Genomic DNA, 15,367 nt, shown 5'->3' on the forward strand with positions numbered 1-15,367 from the left:
AACATCAGGCCGCGAGGTTGCCGGGGTACAGGGTGATCTCCCGGGTCTTCTTCACACCCACGCCGTTGCTGGGCGTCCCGCCCTGCTCGTGCAGACGTTGTACCGCTTTGCGCACCACCGGCTCGGTGATCTGCCCGTAGAAGGACCCGAAGACCTCCAGCGTGTGGTCGACGAGCTTGACCGGCCGCCGGGTCCGTGCCAGAAGCTTCGCAAGGTTCTCAGCGATCTCCGGCACCGCCTTGGCCTCGACCTCCTTCGGATCCGGGCGCGTCACCGAGGCCACGGAGAACAGCGCGTCGTCCTCTTCACGCTCCTCCAGCGTCTCCCACCACGTTGCCCGGGCCCGGGCAACGGTGTCGCCGAACACCCACAGCCCATACGGGCTACGGGTGGCGAACACCAGCCGGTACACGGCCCGCTTGCGCGGCGAGTGCGACACCGGCACCGACTGCACGAGCATCCCGGTACGCCGCTCCAGACGGCGGGCGTACTCGGCCGCCACCGCCTCGATCGCATCCTCGGCCGCGCCGTCCTGGTGACGGGAAGCCACCGCATCAGCGAAGTACTCCCGCCACCAGGTCCCGCCGCACACGTCGTCGAACCGCTGGAGCGACTTCTCGTTGCCCTTCGGGGAGCGGACGTGCCCACCCAGACGCCACACGGCCATCATGCTGAAGTTCATCAACAGCTCAGTCGGAGGCCACTTCTGCGGACGCTTACGCGCGAGGACATCGACAAGGCGGTCCTGCGGCAGAACAAGCCCGCACGGGTCCAGGAAGAGAAACAGCGGCTCCCGGACAGCCCGCTGAACGACCTGGTCAAGAACACCGTCGACCTCACCGCGATGAGCATGCGCCCGTACACCGCGAGCCAGATAGTGCTGGACGACCTCGTGTAAACGGTCGAACGACTTCGCCTGAGGTTCGGAGAAGAAGCACTCCAACGTGAGCCCGGGCTTGTGACGCAGGGACGAAGCGACCTTCAGGGCGATCTCCGCGGACGCTGGGTCGCCGTTCTCATAGCGGCCCTCACCTGCGTATCCGTCTAGGTAGACGACGCGCTTGTCGTGGGAATGCGTGCCCGTCATCCCGCCGAACTGCGGCAGATACCGCTTGAGGAGATCGTGCTTGAACACGCTGGGTAGTGCTTTGTCCGCCCAGTAATCCCCGCCTGTACCCGACGACATCGCCCCACCCCTAGGTTCGCCGTAGTTGTCTGATCACAGATGGTGAGGCACCGGTGGGAACAGAGCAAGAGGCCCTGGCCGTGCCCGCGTGTGAGGAGCGCCGTGACGCTGTGCTGCTCCCCCCTCTACGTTTCCGCGGTCGCGCCGGCCAGGGAGTCGAGGAGCTCTCCGAAGGTGATCTTCTCGCCGTCGTAGTCGAAGGTCATGGCGGCGGCGAGGGCCTCCCACCGGTCGGTGCTGCGCCCGCAGTGGTCCAGCAGGATCTTCAGGGCGAGTTCGGGTTCGTGGCGGGCGAGGATTTCGTCGGCGGGGATCTGGCGCAGGTGCTCCAGGGTGCGGTAGCGGGATTTCACGACGGCGCGGTAGACCTCGGAGCTGGAGAAGATCTCACCGGTGGCGGGGGAGTCGAGCCAGGACTGCAGGACGGCCGCGGGGTCGGGGTGCTTGCCGAGTTCATCGTCGTCCAGCAGCCGCACCACACCGTCGTCCTCGTCTTCGGGTACCGGAACGGCAGCCGCCGCGGCCAGGAACCAGTTGGGGCCGTCGGCCTTCTCGGCGATCCAGGCAAGTTCGGCGGGGTGCAGCCCGTTCAGGACGTCGGCGACGGCGGTGTGCGGGGTGTGCAGATTGGCGGCGAGGGTGGCCAGGGTCTGGACCCGGCGGTGCTCGTAGTGGCGTTCCAGAAGCCGGGCCGGGCGGTCGTTGTCGGGATCGGCATTGTCGATGACGCGGATCAGGGCCCGGCTCGGCTTGGGGGAGACGACGGCGGGCTGATCCAGCCGGGCGAGCTGGACGCAGGCCCCGGCGAGGTGGTCGGGGTTGGCGCTGAGGAGGGCCAGGTCCTCGGCGAGGCGGAGGACGCGGCCGTCGAACTCGTGGTCGCCCTCCTGCTTGCCGGACCAGGTGAGCAGCTGGCCGCGGGTGACGAGAGCGTCGGCGGCCGCGTGCAGCTGGTCGGCGGCGAGGTCGACCAGGCGCGGGTTGTTGCGGACGCGGTTTGCGATGTGGTGCAGGGTCCGGCGGGCGGTCACCTGCGGGTTGGGCAGGTCGGCCAATTCGGGGGCAGCAAATCCTCGCTGAGAGCGGGAGCCGGGTCGGCGGGGAGTTCCTCGCCATCCGGGTCGGCGGCGCGGAACCGGGCGTCCTCGAGGGCCTGCGTCTCGGCCTGGTCCAGCAGCAGGTGCTGGACAGCCGCCCCGAACACGGGGTGCGCGGTGAGCTGCGCCCACCGCTGGGGACACCGTGCCAGCATCGCCCAGCCGTCGCGGCCGCCCAGCTCCAGCGACCAGTCCTTCGAGAACGCGGACACGGCCTCCCAGCCCTCTTCGGGCTCCGGGTGAAGGAGGTACGCAGCGAGCGGGGTGAGGCAGGCTTCCAGGACGGCGTCGAACAGTGCCTGCGGCAGAGGCGGAACCGGCGCGGTCTCCTGGGTGCGGGTGTAGCGGTCGAGATCCCAGTCCCGGACGACCCGCTCCACCTCGTGACCGGGGAGGCGGGGCAGGAGAGCGATCGCCGCTTCGACCTGGTCGGGGTGTCGTGCCAGACCGGCGACCAGTCCGGCCCAGACCCGGCGGGTGCGCAGGATGGCGGGCAGGTCAGCGATGGTCACCGTGCCGTCGGCCGCCAGGGCGGCCAGCATCTTCTCGTCGGCCTGCACCAGCAGCCGGTTCCGCAGCCGCTTGGCAGAGGTCCGGGCCAGCAGCGCGGGCAGTGCCGCCTTGAGGGCCTCCTCCCGCCACCGGTCGGCCTGGAGATCGATGCCGTCGCGGCTGATCGCAGGGGCGCACAGAGATTCGACCACCGTCTTGAGGGCTTCCTTGGGGAGGTCCTCGCTCATCGCAAGATCCCGCCACAGCGGGTACGTACGGGCATTGACCATCCTCAGTTCCCCTCCCAACCCTTGACCCGGCGTCACCGCCCGGTCGCCAGCCGTAGAAGCGACCGTACGGCGCACCCGGGCCCGAGCGGGGCGCGATTTGCGAAGCCGACTCCTTGCATGGCCTTCAGATGCCTGGTGCGTAGTGTCCAGGCGGGTCTGGCGGCCGCGCGCTTACTGGCGGTGCCAGTGGTGGTGGACCTGCTGCACGTCGGCTTCCAGGACGTCACGCAGTTCGTCGTCGTCTGCGGGAACTTCCAGTCCCAGTGCGGCAGCGACCTCGCGGTAGGACGCCGCCATGCCGGGATCACCTGCGGCGACCAGGCTCGACAGCAGAGGCTGGCCTTTCGGCGTCTGCTGGTCGACGAGGGTGAGGACCAAGATGCGTTCGGCAGCGGTCATGCGGGGCAGTGCCGAGCCGAGCTGACGTTGCAGCCTGCTCCAGCTGGTGGTGGCCTGCGCACGGGCAGCCTTCTTCAGCGCACCACGAACGGCGGTGGCGGCGGAGCGCAGGTGGTCCGGGGCCAGGGCGTCGCGCTCGAAGGGGGTACGGGCGAGTTCCGGCTGGGTCGGGTGGTCGATCCAGGCTAGTGCCTTGCGGCGTTCGCTCGGCAGGAGCTTGTCCCCGGCGGTATTCAGCGCCGCGGCGAGGTCCCGTCCCATCTGCTGCATTTCGGCATCGGAGAGAGACACGGGCTGGGTGAGGCGCTGCAGGATGTTCCTCGCCTGGCGGACCGCCGCGCGACGGGCCTGCCGCTCCTGGCGCGGCCCGTTCTTCGCCGGGCGGGTGCTTGTCTTCCCGGCAGGCACTGCGGCAGCGGCGGGTGCGGGGAACGGGCGGTTCGGCTTCTTCCGCTGTGGCCGGGCCGGTGCGGCAGCGCCGACGCCGCGGCGCAGGCGCAGCAGCACGTCGGAGGCCTGCCGGATGAGTTCGTTCTCCTGGGCGGTAGCTCCCTGCCGGGTGGCTGCTTCGAGCCGGTCCAGGCAGCGTTGCAGTGGCGTCACGCTTACGCGGCCAGCCAGGGCCTCGCGCAGCGCTTTCACCAGCTCGGTGCGGTCCTCGGGCGTGTCCGGTACTGCCGTGGACGGCGTGGACGCGGCGGGGGTCTTCGCGGGGAAGTCGCGTGCGTGCGCACCGATCGGCACGGTGTGGCTGCGCCGGCGCCGGATCTCCGTGGCTGCCCGAGTGGACAGCCCATCGGGCGCCAGATGCACGTTGTCTGCGGTGAAGTCGTACCAGTCGACCGCGCCGTCGCTGCTCTGGGTGCCGAACTGCACCTTGCGGTGAGCCCCTTCGGACACACAACGCACCCGGTGCACGTAGCCCTGCTCGCGCAGGAGGCGCGGGTCCGGCTCGATGTCCAGGCCGAACACCGTGCCGGCGTCGAACTCGCCGGGGACCCGCAGTGCGGAGGGGTCGAGGATGAAGCGCAGGGGTTTGTGTCCGCTGGGCTCTGCGGTGATCTGGGCGCCCAGCCTGACCTCTCCGGCCGGGTCGCGCAGGATGCGGGTGTCGCCGCTGAGGCCGTGACGGGCCATCCAGTCAGCCACGGCGGCCTTGACGTAGAGGTGGTCGGCGCTGCCCGATCCGGAGGACCTCGAACTTGTCCTGCGGCATGGGGAGTCGGGGGCATCGGGGTCCGGAACATGCGCGAAGTGGCAGATCTTGTCCGTGCAGAGCCTGGTCGTCAGCCGGCCTCCGCAGCCGCCCAGCCACACCCCGCACCAGAAGGTGCGGCCCACATGGCCGCGGCGGAACAGCTCGAGGTCGACTGCGTCGGTGGGAAGTTCGACCGGGTCTTCAGAGTCGGCGTTGTCGAGCACCGCTGTCTGCACACGGCGTGAATCCCTGACCATCATGCCTCCGGCTCAGAACCGTCACAGCCCCAAGGCGAGAGTACGGGTGGCCACTGACAACAGCCCTGACCCGCGTTCTGCTCCCGGGCGGCAGCACAAGGGCAATTGAGATGGGTCACCCGCCTTCCTACGTGAGCAGGGGCGTCGGATCGCCCGCTCCGGCCGGATGCACATCCAGGCCGCCGTCGGCATTCAGCACCGGACGACGGCCCGGATAGGTACGCCGCGCCGTCTCCAGGTCACGTTCGTCGAAATCGCCGACGAAGACGAGCACGCCGTGAAGAAGTTCCACCTTCTGCGCGCCGGTAGGCCACCCGCTGAGCAACACTTCCGCGGTCATGGGATCCGCCGCCGACGGCAAATCCGGTCCAGGCATGAGTCGCCTTCCCTCGGTCGGTGAGCCAACCTGCCGCTACCGCACTTGTTCCGCTTGATGGTGCTGGTCGTGGTGCTGGACAGAGCGCGGTGGAAAAGCTCGGGCCATGCAGTCCTGCGATGCTCCCACCTGACGCAGCGTCTCGATCTGCCGGTCATAGTCGCGTCCTTCCGGGCTGGCGTGGACGCGGAGATAGATGCGGTCGTCTTCGTCGTCGCTCTCGAAGTAGAAGGCGCAGGTGTGGCCCCACTGGTAGGGGACGTCCGGTTCGGCGCAGTGGCAGAACCGGTGGGCCACGTGCACGGGCAGGCCCCAGCGCGGGTGGCACAGCCGCTGCAGGAGCTGGTCGTGCCACAGGGCCCGAGGGTGGGCGGTACGGGCGTCGATCTTCCAGCTGTCTCCGTCGTCCCAGCACTGGACACGGTAGAACGCGGTGACGGTGTGGAAGAGCGCGATACGCCGGAGCAGAGCGCTGCCCACCGCAGCCCGCCTGGCTCGCGAGCGTTCAGTCAGGGGGTAGGCGTTGAGGAAGTCGGATTCCACGGGATCGAGTTGCGGGGCCGTCCACAGCGGTCGCAGCCCGTTGTCTTCGTACCAGTGCCGGTGCCGGCGCTCGACATCGGTCCAGCCCTCCGCCAGCCCACGGGGCAGAACGAGCACGATTGTTGCCGCGTGCCCTGGGTCTCTCACCGTATGCAGGTGCAGCTGTCGGCCGCTGGAATCGATGCCGCTCACCCGCAGGCCGGGGATGCCGGGCACATCGTCCCCGCTGCCCGGTGAGGGAGTCGCGGGCAGCAGACGACTCAGACAGTGCTCGGGGAAGGAGTACCGCTCCTGGCCCATGTAGGCGTCGAGGTGCAGGGTGAGGGACGTGGTGGCGCTGGTCAGTGAGGCGATGCCGAAAGGGTGCGCGCACAGACTCGGGGAGGTGCCCAGCTGCTCGAGGACGCGGCTCTCCAGCCGCGCCTGCGCAGGCGCGGCCGCGGGCGCCGGGTGGCTGCTTCGAAGGCCGGCGCGGCGGGACTGCCCACTGCACTCGGCCCAGTAGCGGAGCTTGCGGGACTCCCACGAGGAGCGGTCGCTCACGACAGTGCCTTCCTGACGCGCCTCGGCCCGATCCCGGCACGCCGGCGAACTCTGACGAGCTGCTGGGTGTGATCACGGTGGTGCAGGCCGGTGCAATGCCACGCTCCTTGCGTTCCGGTACGCCGGATCGGGCGGCGGTCGGAACGTGGCCCGCCTCGGGCCAGTTCCCCAGCATCCAGCACAACCACGGCCGGGCACGGACGACACCGTCACCGGTTCACTCGGACGGGCCCTGTGGTTCAAGCCCGGAGGGGACAGGTGAGCGGGAGCACGCGTTCGGTCAGCTGCCCGGTGAGCTGGGCATCGGTGAGGGCTGTGTCGGTGAGCCAGTCCGCTTGTGTCAGCTGGTCGACCAGGTGCTGCAGCTCGCCGGAATCGACCGGGACCCATGCGGTGAGAGCGTTCAAGGCGATGCCCTGGCCGCCTTGACCGAGGATCCCTGAGGCGTCGGTCTGGGTGGCCAGCGTCAGTGCGAGCAGCCGGGTGTCGGCGGTGGCCTTGGCCTTGCGGAGCTTCTTGTCCGAAATGACCTTCTGGGCCCAGCCGGAGAGTTTGGCCCGCATTTTCTTGCCGAACGTGAAAGGGCTCGCCTTGTCCTCGTGGGGCACCAGGGAGGGGACGGTGATCGGGGTGGGGTTCTCGGGCCGGGAGGCGAGCAGGTCATCGGCGGTGCCGGGCAGGGTGAGCCAGCCGCAGCCGGTCAGCTTCTCGACCAGGTCCTCCGGGTCGGTCAGGCCCAGAGCGGTGAGGTCCTGGCCTACGAGGTTGCCGGTGCCGGTGTGCGCGGTGCGCAGGGCCAGCATCAGCACGAGCAGCCGTGCCTCCGGGCCGGGCAGCGGGCTGTGGTCGGCCACGTACGCGAGGACAGAGCGCGCGTGGTCCCCCTGTGTCGGCATGGTCAACAGGCGCGACACGGCCGGCTCGTCACTGTCCCCGATGCCGCCGGTGCGCTGTTGGTGCTGGAAGCGGGCGGCGGTGGCGGCCTGCTCGGCGCGCCGGGCCTCCAGTCGCAGGCTCACGATGCCACTGACTTCGGCCCAGGTGGTGAAGGCCCGTGCCTTGCGCTCGTGGAGGTCGGCGAGGAGCGCAAGGTCGGGCTCGGTGCGCTGCTGGTAGGCGCGGAAGAGGTCACCGAGTTCGATGAGCTCGTCTCGCAGGGCGACGGGCCGCAGGTTGTGGGGGACGACACGCTGGGCGATCTTCACCTGTGGTGGGCGGCGCTGCGCAGGTGCCAAGCGGGGAGCCGGTAGCCCCGTCCCGGCCACGGCCTGGCGGTCGGAGAACTGCGGAGTGCCCGCGCCTGTGGCCGTGGTTGCGGGGGCCGGGTGGTCGGTGGTCTGCGGCCCGGGCGCCTGGGAGGTGGCCACGGTTTTGGCTCCGGGGGTGGCGGCCGCGCACCGCGAGCAGCACTCCATGGCGTGCCACCACCGTCCTTCCCGGTCGGTGATCACGGCCAGGACCACTGGGCCGCCGCATCGCCAGGTTTCGGCACGCGCATGCCGACCAGTGTCGGGCAGATGGGTGTGGCAGCCCTCGGCCCTGCATGCGCAGTACGCCCCAGCCCTGGGGGCGGGAGCGGCGCGCAGGTGGGCTCTGAGGTGAGCGATGGCGGCCGCGCGGCCGGCGGCCGCGGACGGCAGACGCTGCTCGGCGCAGGCGGGGCGGCTGCACGAGATGCGCACGGCCGCACTGCCCCGGCTGGCGGCGTTCAGGCGCACAGTCCACCGGCGTCCTGGCACCCGTTCGTCCAGCCCGCTCGCCGCGTCCTGCGTCATCCCGCTCTTCCTCCCGGTGTGTTCCCGATACCCGCCGCCTGCCCCCTCCCCGTGCCGTGCACGGCGAACTCACCGTACGCGGCGCACAGGCCAGGACCGGTGAACTCGCCGTGGCCGCCGACCCCGCGACCAGCAGACAACGCCACACAGTCAGCGCCCCGCCAGCGGTGACGGTTTCAGTGCGAGGTGTGGCAGTTGGGGTCGGTGCAGCCGCCAGCCAGCGCCAGTGTCCGGTCCTGGGGCGGGTTGTCCAGCCACTCCGCGCGCATGGCCTGGAGCCGGTCGATGTCTGAGGCGAGTTCTGGCACATCGGCCCGCAGCGCGTCGGCCCACTGCCCGGTCAACGGCCGCCCGTTGACGTACAGCTCGCCGTCCCGGCCTCCAACGGCGAACAGTACTCCGCCCCTCTGGGCTGGAATCACCATCGCGCCCACCGGCTCGGCGACCTTGCCCTGGCGCACCAGCACCGCGGTGGCGGCCTGAGCCTTGGTCAGGGCTTCCTCATCCACCGTCGGCATTGCATCGGGGCCGGAGGGCGGCAGCAGGGGCAGCACGCCGTCATCGGGCGCACCGTCCAGGCCGCGGCCGGCGAGCTGGTTGTTCTCGTAGAAGGTGACCATCCCCGCCAGCAGCGGCATCTGCTCCCGCAGTCGTTCGGCCACTGACGGCGTGAGCCGTTCGCCGTTGGCCAGCACCTGCCCGCTCCTGCCCACCGCGACGGAGAGCACCTTGCCGTCCGGGGTGAAGTGGTACTTCACGTCCGTGCCGCTTGCCATCAGCCCGGTGTCGATCGCACGGTCCCACAGCCGCATGACCCGCTCAACTTCCGCCTGCGGGAACGGCGGGGCCGCATGCGACCGGACCCCGGGCTGGCGGCGCGCGTCACGCGCTGCGCGCTTCTTCTTGATCCGCCCCACCGGCGGCCTCCCTTGCTCATTGGCCTGCCGGTCAACGAGCGCCCCGCACCTGCGGACACGACCGCGCCACCCGAACGGCTCCCCTTGCACCTTGGACGATGGCTTGTGCCGCCGTGTTCCGCGAAGGCGCGCTCCGCGCACCGCCACCCGCAGGGGCATCGGGCCCGCGTGCGGACCGGGCCTTGGCTGCGCTCTTCGAGCGTCAATCGCGGCCCTGCGGCACCGCCCGTTTCGGTGATCTACGGCCCGATGGCCGCCACAACGGCCAAGGCCGACGTCAGACTCGCGACCGTGCCCGACCCGAACGCTTCCGCTACCCCGTCCGAGAAGGCTCCCGATGGGGCAGGCCCAGCGGCGGCAGGCGCCGGGAGGGTCCGGTTCCCGCTCCTACGGTGGGTGCTCGCCCCGCGCACGATGTGGCAGGCGCGGCGCCTGGCCGCCGACTTCGGCGAGGGGATGGACGCTCGGACCGCGTGGGTGATGGCCCGCGTCGCTGGCCGTCCCGACGAGCACGGTTACGCCATGGCCCACTTGGACGACGAACACCGCACCGCTAACTGAGCGGGTCGGGGCAGATGTCGGCCTCCGGCCCGTGGGGTGCCGACCTCCAGGCTTTCCGCCGACCGCGGCCTTGCTGGTCTCGTGCGCGGCGCGGTCTTACGCCCTGTGGGATCAGGGGCGGCGGGCGAGGACGTCGTCGATGCGGGAGGCGTCGGCTACCCAGGTTGCGGCGGTCGGCGCTATGAAGCCGAGCACGGTGTGCCTCAGGGTGCAGACCTCAACGAAGATCGGCGGCCTTCGTGTTTTCCGGGCCACCTGGCTCCGGTTCCGAGCCCCGTCAGGCACCCAGCTGACTGGAGCGGGCGGCGCGGGACACAAGGACGGCTCGCTTGGCTGACGCCGTCGGAGGTACGGGCGGTGACTTCTGTTCCCCAGCTGCGTTGTAGAGCCCGTGGCGAAGTCCTCCAGCGCATCGCCCGCACCGCGGCCGCCAGCAGCGAGCAGCAGCACGGTCCTGCCTGCTCTGCTGACCATCCAGCTCCAGCACGCCGTGACCCCGTTGTCCGCGGGCCGCTGACGAGTCCGGATCATTGAAGGAGCCGCCATGAAGGTGAGCCAAACGTGACGCGAACTGTACCGCCGGCCATCCGGGAGAAGGCCCGCAGCCGGACCTGCCCGGACTGCCGTGCCGCACCGGGCGAGAAGTGCGCGCCTGACCGCGCCGGGCGCTCCCAGCTGCACCGGGGGCGAATCCGGGACGCCGAACAGGCCATGCAGGTGCCCGTGCACCGCATCCTGCCGTCGGCCGCCGACCGTCACTTCATGCCGCTGGACCCCGACTGCGCCGACACTCTTGTGGTGTCGCTGCACAAGGACGTGGTCGCGGAGCTGGCCCGCTCTCACTACGAGGCTGCGGTGCTGCTGTGGCTCGTGCTGGAACAAGCGGGACAGGAGCGGGCGACCGTGCTAAACCTGAAGAACTTCCAGCTGGCCTTCTTCCTCATGCCGCTCGACTACCTGGCGTCTGGTGAGGTGCTGGAGGCAGTCGACCGGCTTGCCGCCCGCGGTTTCGTCGAGCGGGTCGGCGACAGGGGCGTGCGCGTCAACTCCTTGGCGGCCTGCGTCATCGGGCGGCGCGAGCTGCCTGCCCGTCTCCTCATGGAGTGGAACGCGGCCAAAGCCGCCTGGGAAGGCGCCCCGATGCCGCTGCCACCTGCTGCGGGCACGGGTTCGAGCCGGGCACCGCAGTGGTGACGTGGGCGTCCACAGGCGTCTCAGTGCGAGTCCAGGGCAGCAACAGCCGCCTTCGGTGCTTCCATGCGCTTCTCCACGAAAGCCCACCCGCCGTCGGACGCTGAGTACGGCGTCCCAGGTGGGACCGTCAGCCACACCGAGCCGTCATCGTCAACGAGCAAAAGCCCCTGGGAGTGCAGGGAGTGCAGCGATTCAACGGCTTCGTCCTCGGTGAGGTTCTGGGCAGCAGCCGCATCGGCGGCCATGCCGGACAGACGTGCCAGCGTCTCCAGATGCCGGGCTGCGTCCACGGGGATCTGCTTGCCGTAGATCTCTGCGTACTGCAGGAGAGTCCTCATCGTGTCGGCCTCGCCGGAGTCGGGGCCGAAATGGGCCTCCACCACATCGATCGGACGGACGCCTTTCATGCCCTGGGGGACTGTCGGCCGGGCCCACTCGCGATAGAAAGCGCCGGGCGGGTCGAGGTCGTACAGCGACACTGGCTTACGCGGACGCGGGGTGTGCTTGGGCCGCGGACCAATCCGTTCGGCGGCCGCAGCCCGGCGCGCGGCCTCCCGGGCCCGCCGCTGCGCGGGGTCATTTCGTTTACGTGCCATGGCCTGCGTAACTCCTCAAGAACATCGCCGGTTGCGCGCACGCCACACGGACAGCCCATCGACCACGGCGGGCATCGCGGCGGTAACCGTCGGCATGGCCGACGACACGCCATCGGCACGACATCCCGGAAGGCTGGGTACCTTCGGCGACCGCTCTAGCCTGAGCGCATGGCCTTGAGCACGGATGAACGCGCACTGCTGACGCTGATCGCCAAGTCCCCCGAGCCGGTCGTGATGTCCGACTTCTTCCACGAGCTGAGTCCGCCGGAGCCGGGAATGAACGAGCACCATCCCGGCCACGAAGAATGGATGCTGCGCCAGATCGAATGGCACCGCGTCTCTGTCCAGCTGTGGCAGCAGGACCTTGTCCGCGTCGTCGCCCCAGCCAACGGGGAGCGCGGTGACATGGTCGAGCCCACCGAAGCCGGCCACGTCGTCCTCGCCGGATAAGGCCCGCATCCACTCAGGCAGTTACACAAGGAGATGCATCGTGCCGTCCACGCACAGGGCCACGCTGCGGCCCGCCGGAGTCGAGCTCAGGGACGTCGACTTCACCTTCGGCAGCTCCTTCCCGCACCCCCGCAAGCGGGCCAGCCGGGAAGGGTACGGATTCGAGATCGAGCTTCCCGCTGTGCTCGACCTGCTCACCGGCATCGATGACGGCGTACTCAAGGCCGGGGAGGTCAAAGACGTTCTGCTGCGCGCGGTCAACGGCATGTATCAGCGGGCCGACTGCTGGCGCCATGAAGACGACGAGGACAAGCTGGCCTGGTGCCGACGGGACGGCACCTGCCAGACCTGCGACCGTCACCGGGACTCCTTTGTGAAATCCCTGGCGGCGGCGGCCGAGCGCTGGCGCCGCTGGACGCTGCCCGAGCAGTACCCCTACGCCGCCGGCAACGCCAAGGGACTGCACGAGGTCGGCTGCCACATCATGCGTCAGGGCATGCCGCACGCGTTCAGTCCGCCCGCTGCCGACGACGCCGAAGCCCTACGTTCGTTCGCCCACCGCAAAGACGCCTATGACCGGCCGCCCGCGGCTCTCGAGCCGCTGACCTACCACATCCCCTTCCAAGCCATGACGGCCGAGGAGACCCGAGCGTGGATGGACCGGAACACCGGCCCCAAGGGCGGCCGCTACTACCACCGCTGCGAGCGGTGCGCCCCCACTCCGTAGACGAGGCTTCGCCATGGCTTACCTGGACGACGAACGGCATCGCCCAGACTGATGCCATCTGGTCGCTTCTCAGCCAAAGCGGGTGAGGAACCGGGCAGGCCTTACGGATACGGCATGCCGCCCGCCCGGCCGTCCCATGATCTGCCCCAGGGCCGCAGCGGCCCCTCGTGGAACGGCGAGGAGCAACGGGATGGGCGTGAGCAGCAGCTATCTGTCCAGGGCGGAAGTGCAGCAGTTGCTGGGCGTGAATGCGTTCGGAATGTGGCGGCTGGTCCGGAAGTACGACAGGTTCCCGGAACCGACGGAGAGGCCGGACCGGCTTGCAGCGTTCCGGGACAAGGAGCCCGAGGAAGTCTGGGACGGCACCCAGGTCTACCGTTGGGCGGCCGGCACCCCGGAGTTCGCCCACCGCGGTGCCGTGCTGCTGCGCTCGCTGCCCGAGGACCTGGCGCCGGGCCGGTGGGCCGGCTACAAGGACACCCTGCGTGGCCCCGCCCAGGACTGGCACACCGCCCTCGGTGTGATCCGCCTCGTGCACTGCGACGACCGCAAGACGGCCACAGACGTCGCCACCGCCACGGCCAAGTCCGGGAACCCGGACGGTGTTGTCACCGTCTGCGCCCTGTATGGGGACATGGGCTTCCACGGGCCGGCTCTGGTCGCCGCCGACATAGCCCACCCCGGCATCGAATACGAAGCCGACTGGGGCGACGTCGCAACCCTCGCCGGCCAGGACCTGCCCTGGTGGCCCGACCTGCTGCGCCTGCCACAGGTCATCCGCGAGTGGCAGCCCGGTGCCCCGGCGGCCGTAGTCGAAGTGCCGGCCAACGACAACGAGAAGATCCTGCGCCAGGCCGCGAGCAACGAGGCCTTCGACGTCACATCGCGGGTGGCCGTGACAGACATGGCCAACAGCATCCGCAACAACCGGATCGACAACACGGCGCACGAGATCGACATCTTCTGCAAGGACGGCTACCACGAGAAGCCGAACCCCGTCGTCGTCGGCGCAGTACCCGACACCACCCACCACCCGCTGCCGTGTGACGGGGAGCGCCAAGAACTCAAGGCCGGCTGGCGCAAGCTCGCTCTGAGCAGCCATCCGGACGCCGTCGCCGCGCTCGAGGTAGCCGTCGGCCGCGATCCGGACCTGCTGCCTTTCGGAGCCGTGACCGAGATCCCCGTACGGTCCGGCACGATCAGCGATCGTTGGACCCGCCGGTTGACCATGGTCGACCCGACCGCCGCCCACGCCGTCCTTGCCCACGGCGACAAGCCGGAGGCGTTCTTCATCGACCCGCTCACCGACATGCCCGTCCTGCGCACCCCCGGCAACGACGGCAAGCCGCAGTGGCGGTTCTACGCACCGCTGTCTCTTCCGGCCGGCGGCGCGGAGCTCGCCTCGGTCGTGCTGCACCACACCGTGTGGGTCACGACCAGCGACGGCCACGTCCATCCCGCCCCATGCACGCCGACCGAGCACCTGTGGTGGGGCGACGGCTGGGGCGACCGGCCCAGCGAGGCCGCAGCCGTCGTCAACACGCTCCTGGACGACCTCGGCGCCACCGTCAACCTGCGCGAGCACTACAAGGCGCCCACGGGCCTGACCGCACTGTTCAACGAGGAACATGAGCATGGCGCCGAACTCACCCGTGCCGCCTTGCTCCACGCTCGCATGACCCCGCCCCGCGCGCGCTGAACGCTGCCCCAAGCACCCAAGCACCCAGAACAGAGAGGACGCTCCGTTGAGCACCCCGCGGATCGTGTATGTCGTCCAGCACCACAAGCCCGAGACCGTCACCGACCAAGGAGCCCTGCGTAGCGTCTCGCCCCCCGGGGTGGAGCTTGGCCTGGCCGCAATCGCCGACTTCGACCGGGCCCGGTTCGAGGCCGAGCGCTGGGCGAAGAACAACGGCTACACCGACCTCTCGTGGGAGGAATTCACCAACCCACTCCTCGGCCACGCCCGCAATCTCACAGGCAAAGCCACCATCAACGGCGAGAAGACCCGCGTCTTCGAGGTCATCGCAATGGAACTGCTGACCGGCCCAGCGCCCACCGGCTGACCCCGCGCACTCGCTGACCTCCGACGGAGGGCCGCAGGCTTCGACGGCAGCCTGACGGGCTTCGTGGTCCAGGCCCCGGGCGGCCAGGCCGCCCGGGGCGCACTACTACACGAAGCCGAGCACGGCCAACGCCGCAAAGCGGACTCCATTGGCAGCCATGCTCTCCGGCACACGGTCGGCTTGAGGGGCCGCATCCTCGGGATGCGGCTCACGATCCGGCGGGGGCGACAGCTTGGTGCCCCCGCCTCAGTGACTGGGTCTACAGCTCAGGAAGAGCGACTACTGCGAGTTCCGTGACTCCAGCTCGCGGCGCAGGACATCGAGCGTGCGCCCATCCTCCACGTGCCACAGCGTCCATCCGTTGATGACGTTTCCTGTCACTGCCTCTGCAGCCTTCGACGGCGAGGGGTACGGCGTGGCATGGCCATCGACGACCAATTGGCCGTCAGGCGTCACGACAGCGCGCCCGGACCGGTTGGCACGACGCTGATGGAAAGACAGGATCGCCCCCGCCTCCAGCAGGCCCGCTTGCATGAGATCGGCCAGCGGGCCGTGGGGGAACACCTGCCTCGGTGAAGACGGCTTGTCCCCGGTGCCGAGGGTGAGGGTGACGTGCACGGTGTCATCGCCGCTCGCTTTCAACAGGTGCGCGATGACGGCCGGGTCGAAGTTGATGCTGAGCGTAGGCATGCGGCCTCCC

16 protein-coding genes are annotated in these 15,367 nt (G+C 69.8%); 6 read left to right on the forward strand and 10 right to left on the reverse strand.

The annotated features are described in order from the left end of the window. Positions 1–4 precede the first annotated feature (4 nt). The 8 genes from tcmP to ABZ016_RS13440 form a co-directional block, all read right to left on the reverse strand. The gene (tcmP, locus tag ABZ016_RS13405) at positions 5–1,135 is read right to left on the reverse strand and encodes a three-Cys-motif partner protein TcmP (protein ID WP_356916705.1); all 1,131 of its coding nucleotides are present in this window, start codon (positions 1,133–1,135) and stop codon (positions 5–7) included. 176 nt (positions 1,136–1,311) lie between these two features. Further along, positions 1,312–2,241: a hypothetical protein gene (locus ABZ016_RS13410; RefSeq protein WP_356916706.1), complete on the reverse strand. Its 930-nt coding sequence runs from the start codon at positions 2,239–2,241 to the stop codon at positions 1,312–1,314. Beyond that, the gene (locus ABZ016_RS13415; protein ID WP_356916707.1) at positions 2,214–3,023 is read right to left on the reverse strand and encodes a hypothetical protein; all 810 of its coding nucleotides are present in this window, start codon (positions 3,021–3,023) and stop codon (positions 2,214–2,216) included. The genes ABZ016_RS13410 and ABZ016_RS13415 overlap by 28 nt, the downstream gene beginning before the upstream one ends. Before the next feature lie 213 nt (positions 3,024–3,236). After that, complete coding sequence (locus ABZ016_RS13420; protein ID WP_356916708.1) at positions 3,237–4,898, reverse strand: hypothetical protein; 1,662 nt, start codon at positions 4,896–4,898, stop codon at positions 3,237–3,239. 148 nt (positions 4,899–5,046) lie between these two features. After that, positions 5,047–5,259, reverse strand: coding sequence for a hypothetical protein (locus tag ABZ016_RS13425; RefSeq protein ID WP_356916709.1), 213 nt, complete (start codon positions 5,257–5,259; stop codon positions 5,047–5,049). Between the two features lie 72 nt (positions 5,260–5,331). Beyond that, on the reverse strand, positions 5,332–6,381 hold the full coding sequence (locus ABZ016_RS13430) for a hypothetical protein (RefSeq protein WP_356916710.1): 1,050 nt from the start codon (positions 6,379–6,381) through the stop codon (positions 5,332–5,334). Between the two features lie 239 nt (positions 6,382–6,620). Next, a complete protein-coding gene (locus tag ABZ016_RS13435; protein ID WP_356916711.1) occupies positions 6,621–8,156 on the reverse strand; it encodes a hypothetical protein in 1,536 nt (511 codons plus the stop codon). A 176-nt stretch (positions 8,157–8,332) separates the two neighbouring features. Next, entirely contained in the window at positions 8,333–9,073 is a 741-nt protein-coding gene (locus tag ABZ016_RS13440) for a hypothetical protein (protein ID WP_356916712.1), read from the reverse strand. A gap of 249 nt (positions 9,074–9,322) precedes the next feature. Here ABZ016_RS13440 and ABZ016_RS13445 point away from each other — a divergent pair, with 249 nt between their 5' ends. Further along, positions 9,323–9,634 (forward strand): hypothetical protein, encoded by a 312-nt coding sequence (locus ABZ016_RS13445; RefSeq protein WP_356916713.1) that lies wholly within the window; start codon positions 9,323–9,325, stop codon positions 9,632–9,634. A 561-nt stretch (positions 9,635–10,195) separates the two neighbouring features. Then, the gene (locus ABZ016_RS13450) at positions 10,196–10,828 is read left to right on the forward strand and encodes a hypothetical protein (RefSeq protein ID WP_356916714.1); all 633 of its coding nucleotides are present in this window, start codon (positions 10,196–10,198) and stop codon (positions 10,826–10,828) included. A gap of 20 nt (positions 10,829–10,848) precedes the next feature. On the opposite strand, the gene ABZ016_RS13455 is transcribed toward ABZ016_RS13450, so the two are convergent. After that, the gene (locus ABZ016_RS13455; RefSeq protein WP_356916715.1) at positions 10,849–11,424 is read right to left on the reverse strand and encodes a hypothetical protein; all 576 of its coding nucleotides are present in this window, start codon (positions 11,422–11,424) and stop codon (positions 10,849–10,851) included. 168 nt (positions 11,425–11,592) lie between these two features. Here ABZ016_RS13455 and ABZ016_RS13460 point away from each other — a divergent pair, with 168 nt between their 5' ends. From ABZ016_RS13460 to ABZ016_RS13475, 4 genes are all read left to right on the forward strand, one after another. Then, on the forward strand, positions 11,593–11,874 hold the full coding sequence (locus tag ABZ016_RS13460) for a hypothetical protein (protein WP_356916716.1): 282 nt from the start codon (positions 11,593–11,595) through the stop codon (positions 11,872–11,874). A gap of 40 nt (positions 11,875–11,914) precedes the next feature. Then, the gene (locus ABZ016_RS13465; RefSeq protein ID WP_356916717.1) at positions 11,915–12,601 is read left to right on the forward strand and encodes a hypothetical protein; all 687 of its coding nucleotides are present in this window, start codon (positions 11,915–11,917) and stop codon (positions 12,599–12,601) included. A gap of 190 nt (positions 12,602–12,791) precedes the next feature. Then, a complete protein-coding gene (locus ABZ016_RS13470; protein ID WP_356916718.1) occupies positions 12,792–14,300 on the forward strand; it encodes a hypothetical protein in 1,509 nt (502 codons plus the stop codon). A 46-nt stretch (positions 14,301–14,346) separates the two neighbouring features. After that, positions 14,347–14,667 (forward strand): hypothetical protein, encoded by a 321-nt coding sequence (locus ABZ016_RS13475; protein WP_356916719.1) that lies wholly within the window; start codon positions 14,347–14,349, stop codon positions 14,665–14,667. Between the two features lie 279 nt (positions 14,668–14,946). Here ABZ016_RS13475 and ABZ016_RS13480 read toward each other — a convergent pair whose 3' ends face one another. Next, positions 14,947–15,357, reverse strand: coding sequence for a DUF4357 domain-containing protein (locus ABZ016_RS13480; RefSeq protein WP_356916720.1), 411 nt, complete (start codon positions 15,355–15,357; stop codon positions 14,947–14,949). Positions 15,358–15,367 lie beyond the last annotated feature (10 nt).

Origin of the sequence: Streptomyces sp. NPDC006372, from assembly GCF_040612515.1 — a bacterium.
GTDB lineage: Bacteria > Actinomycetota > Actinomycetes > Streptomycetales > Streptomycetaceae > Streptomyces.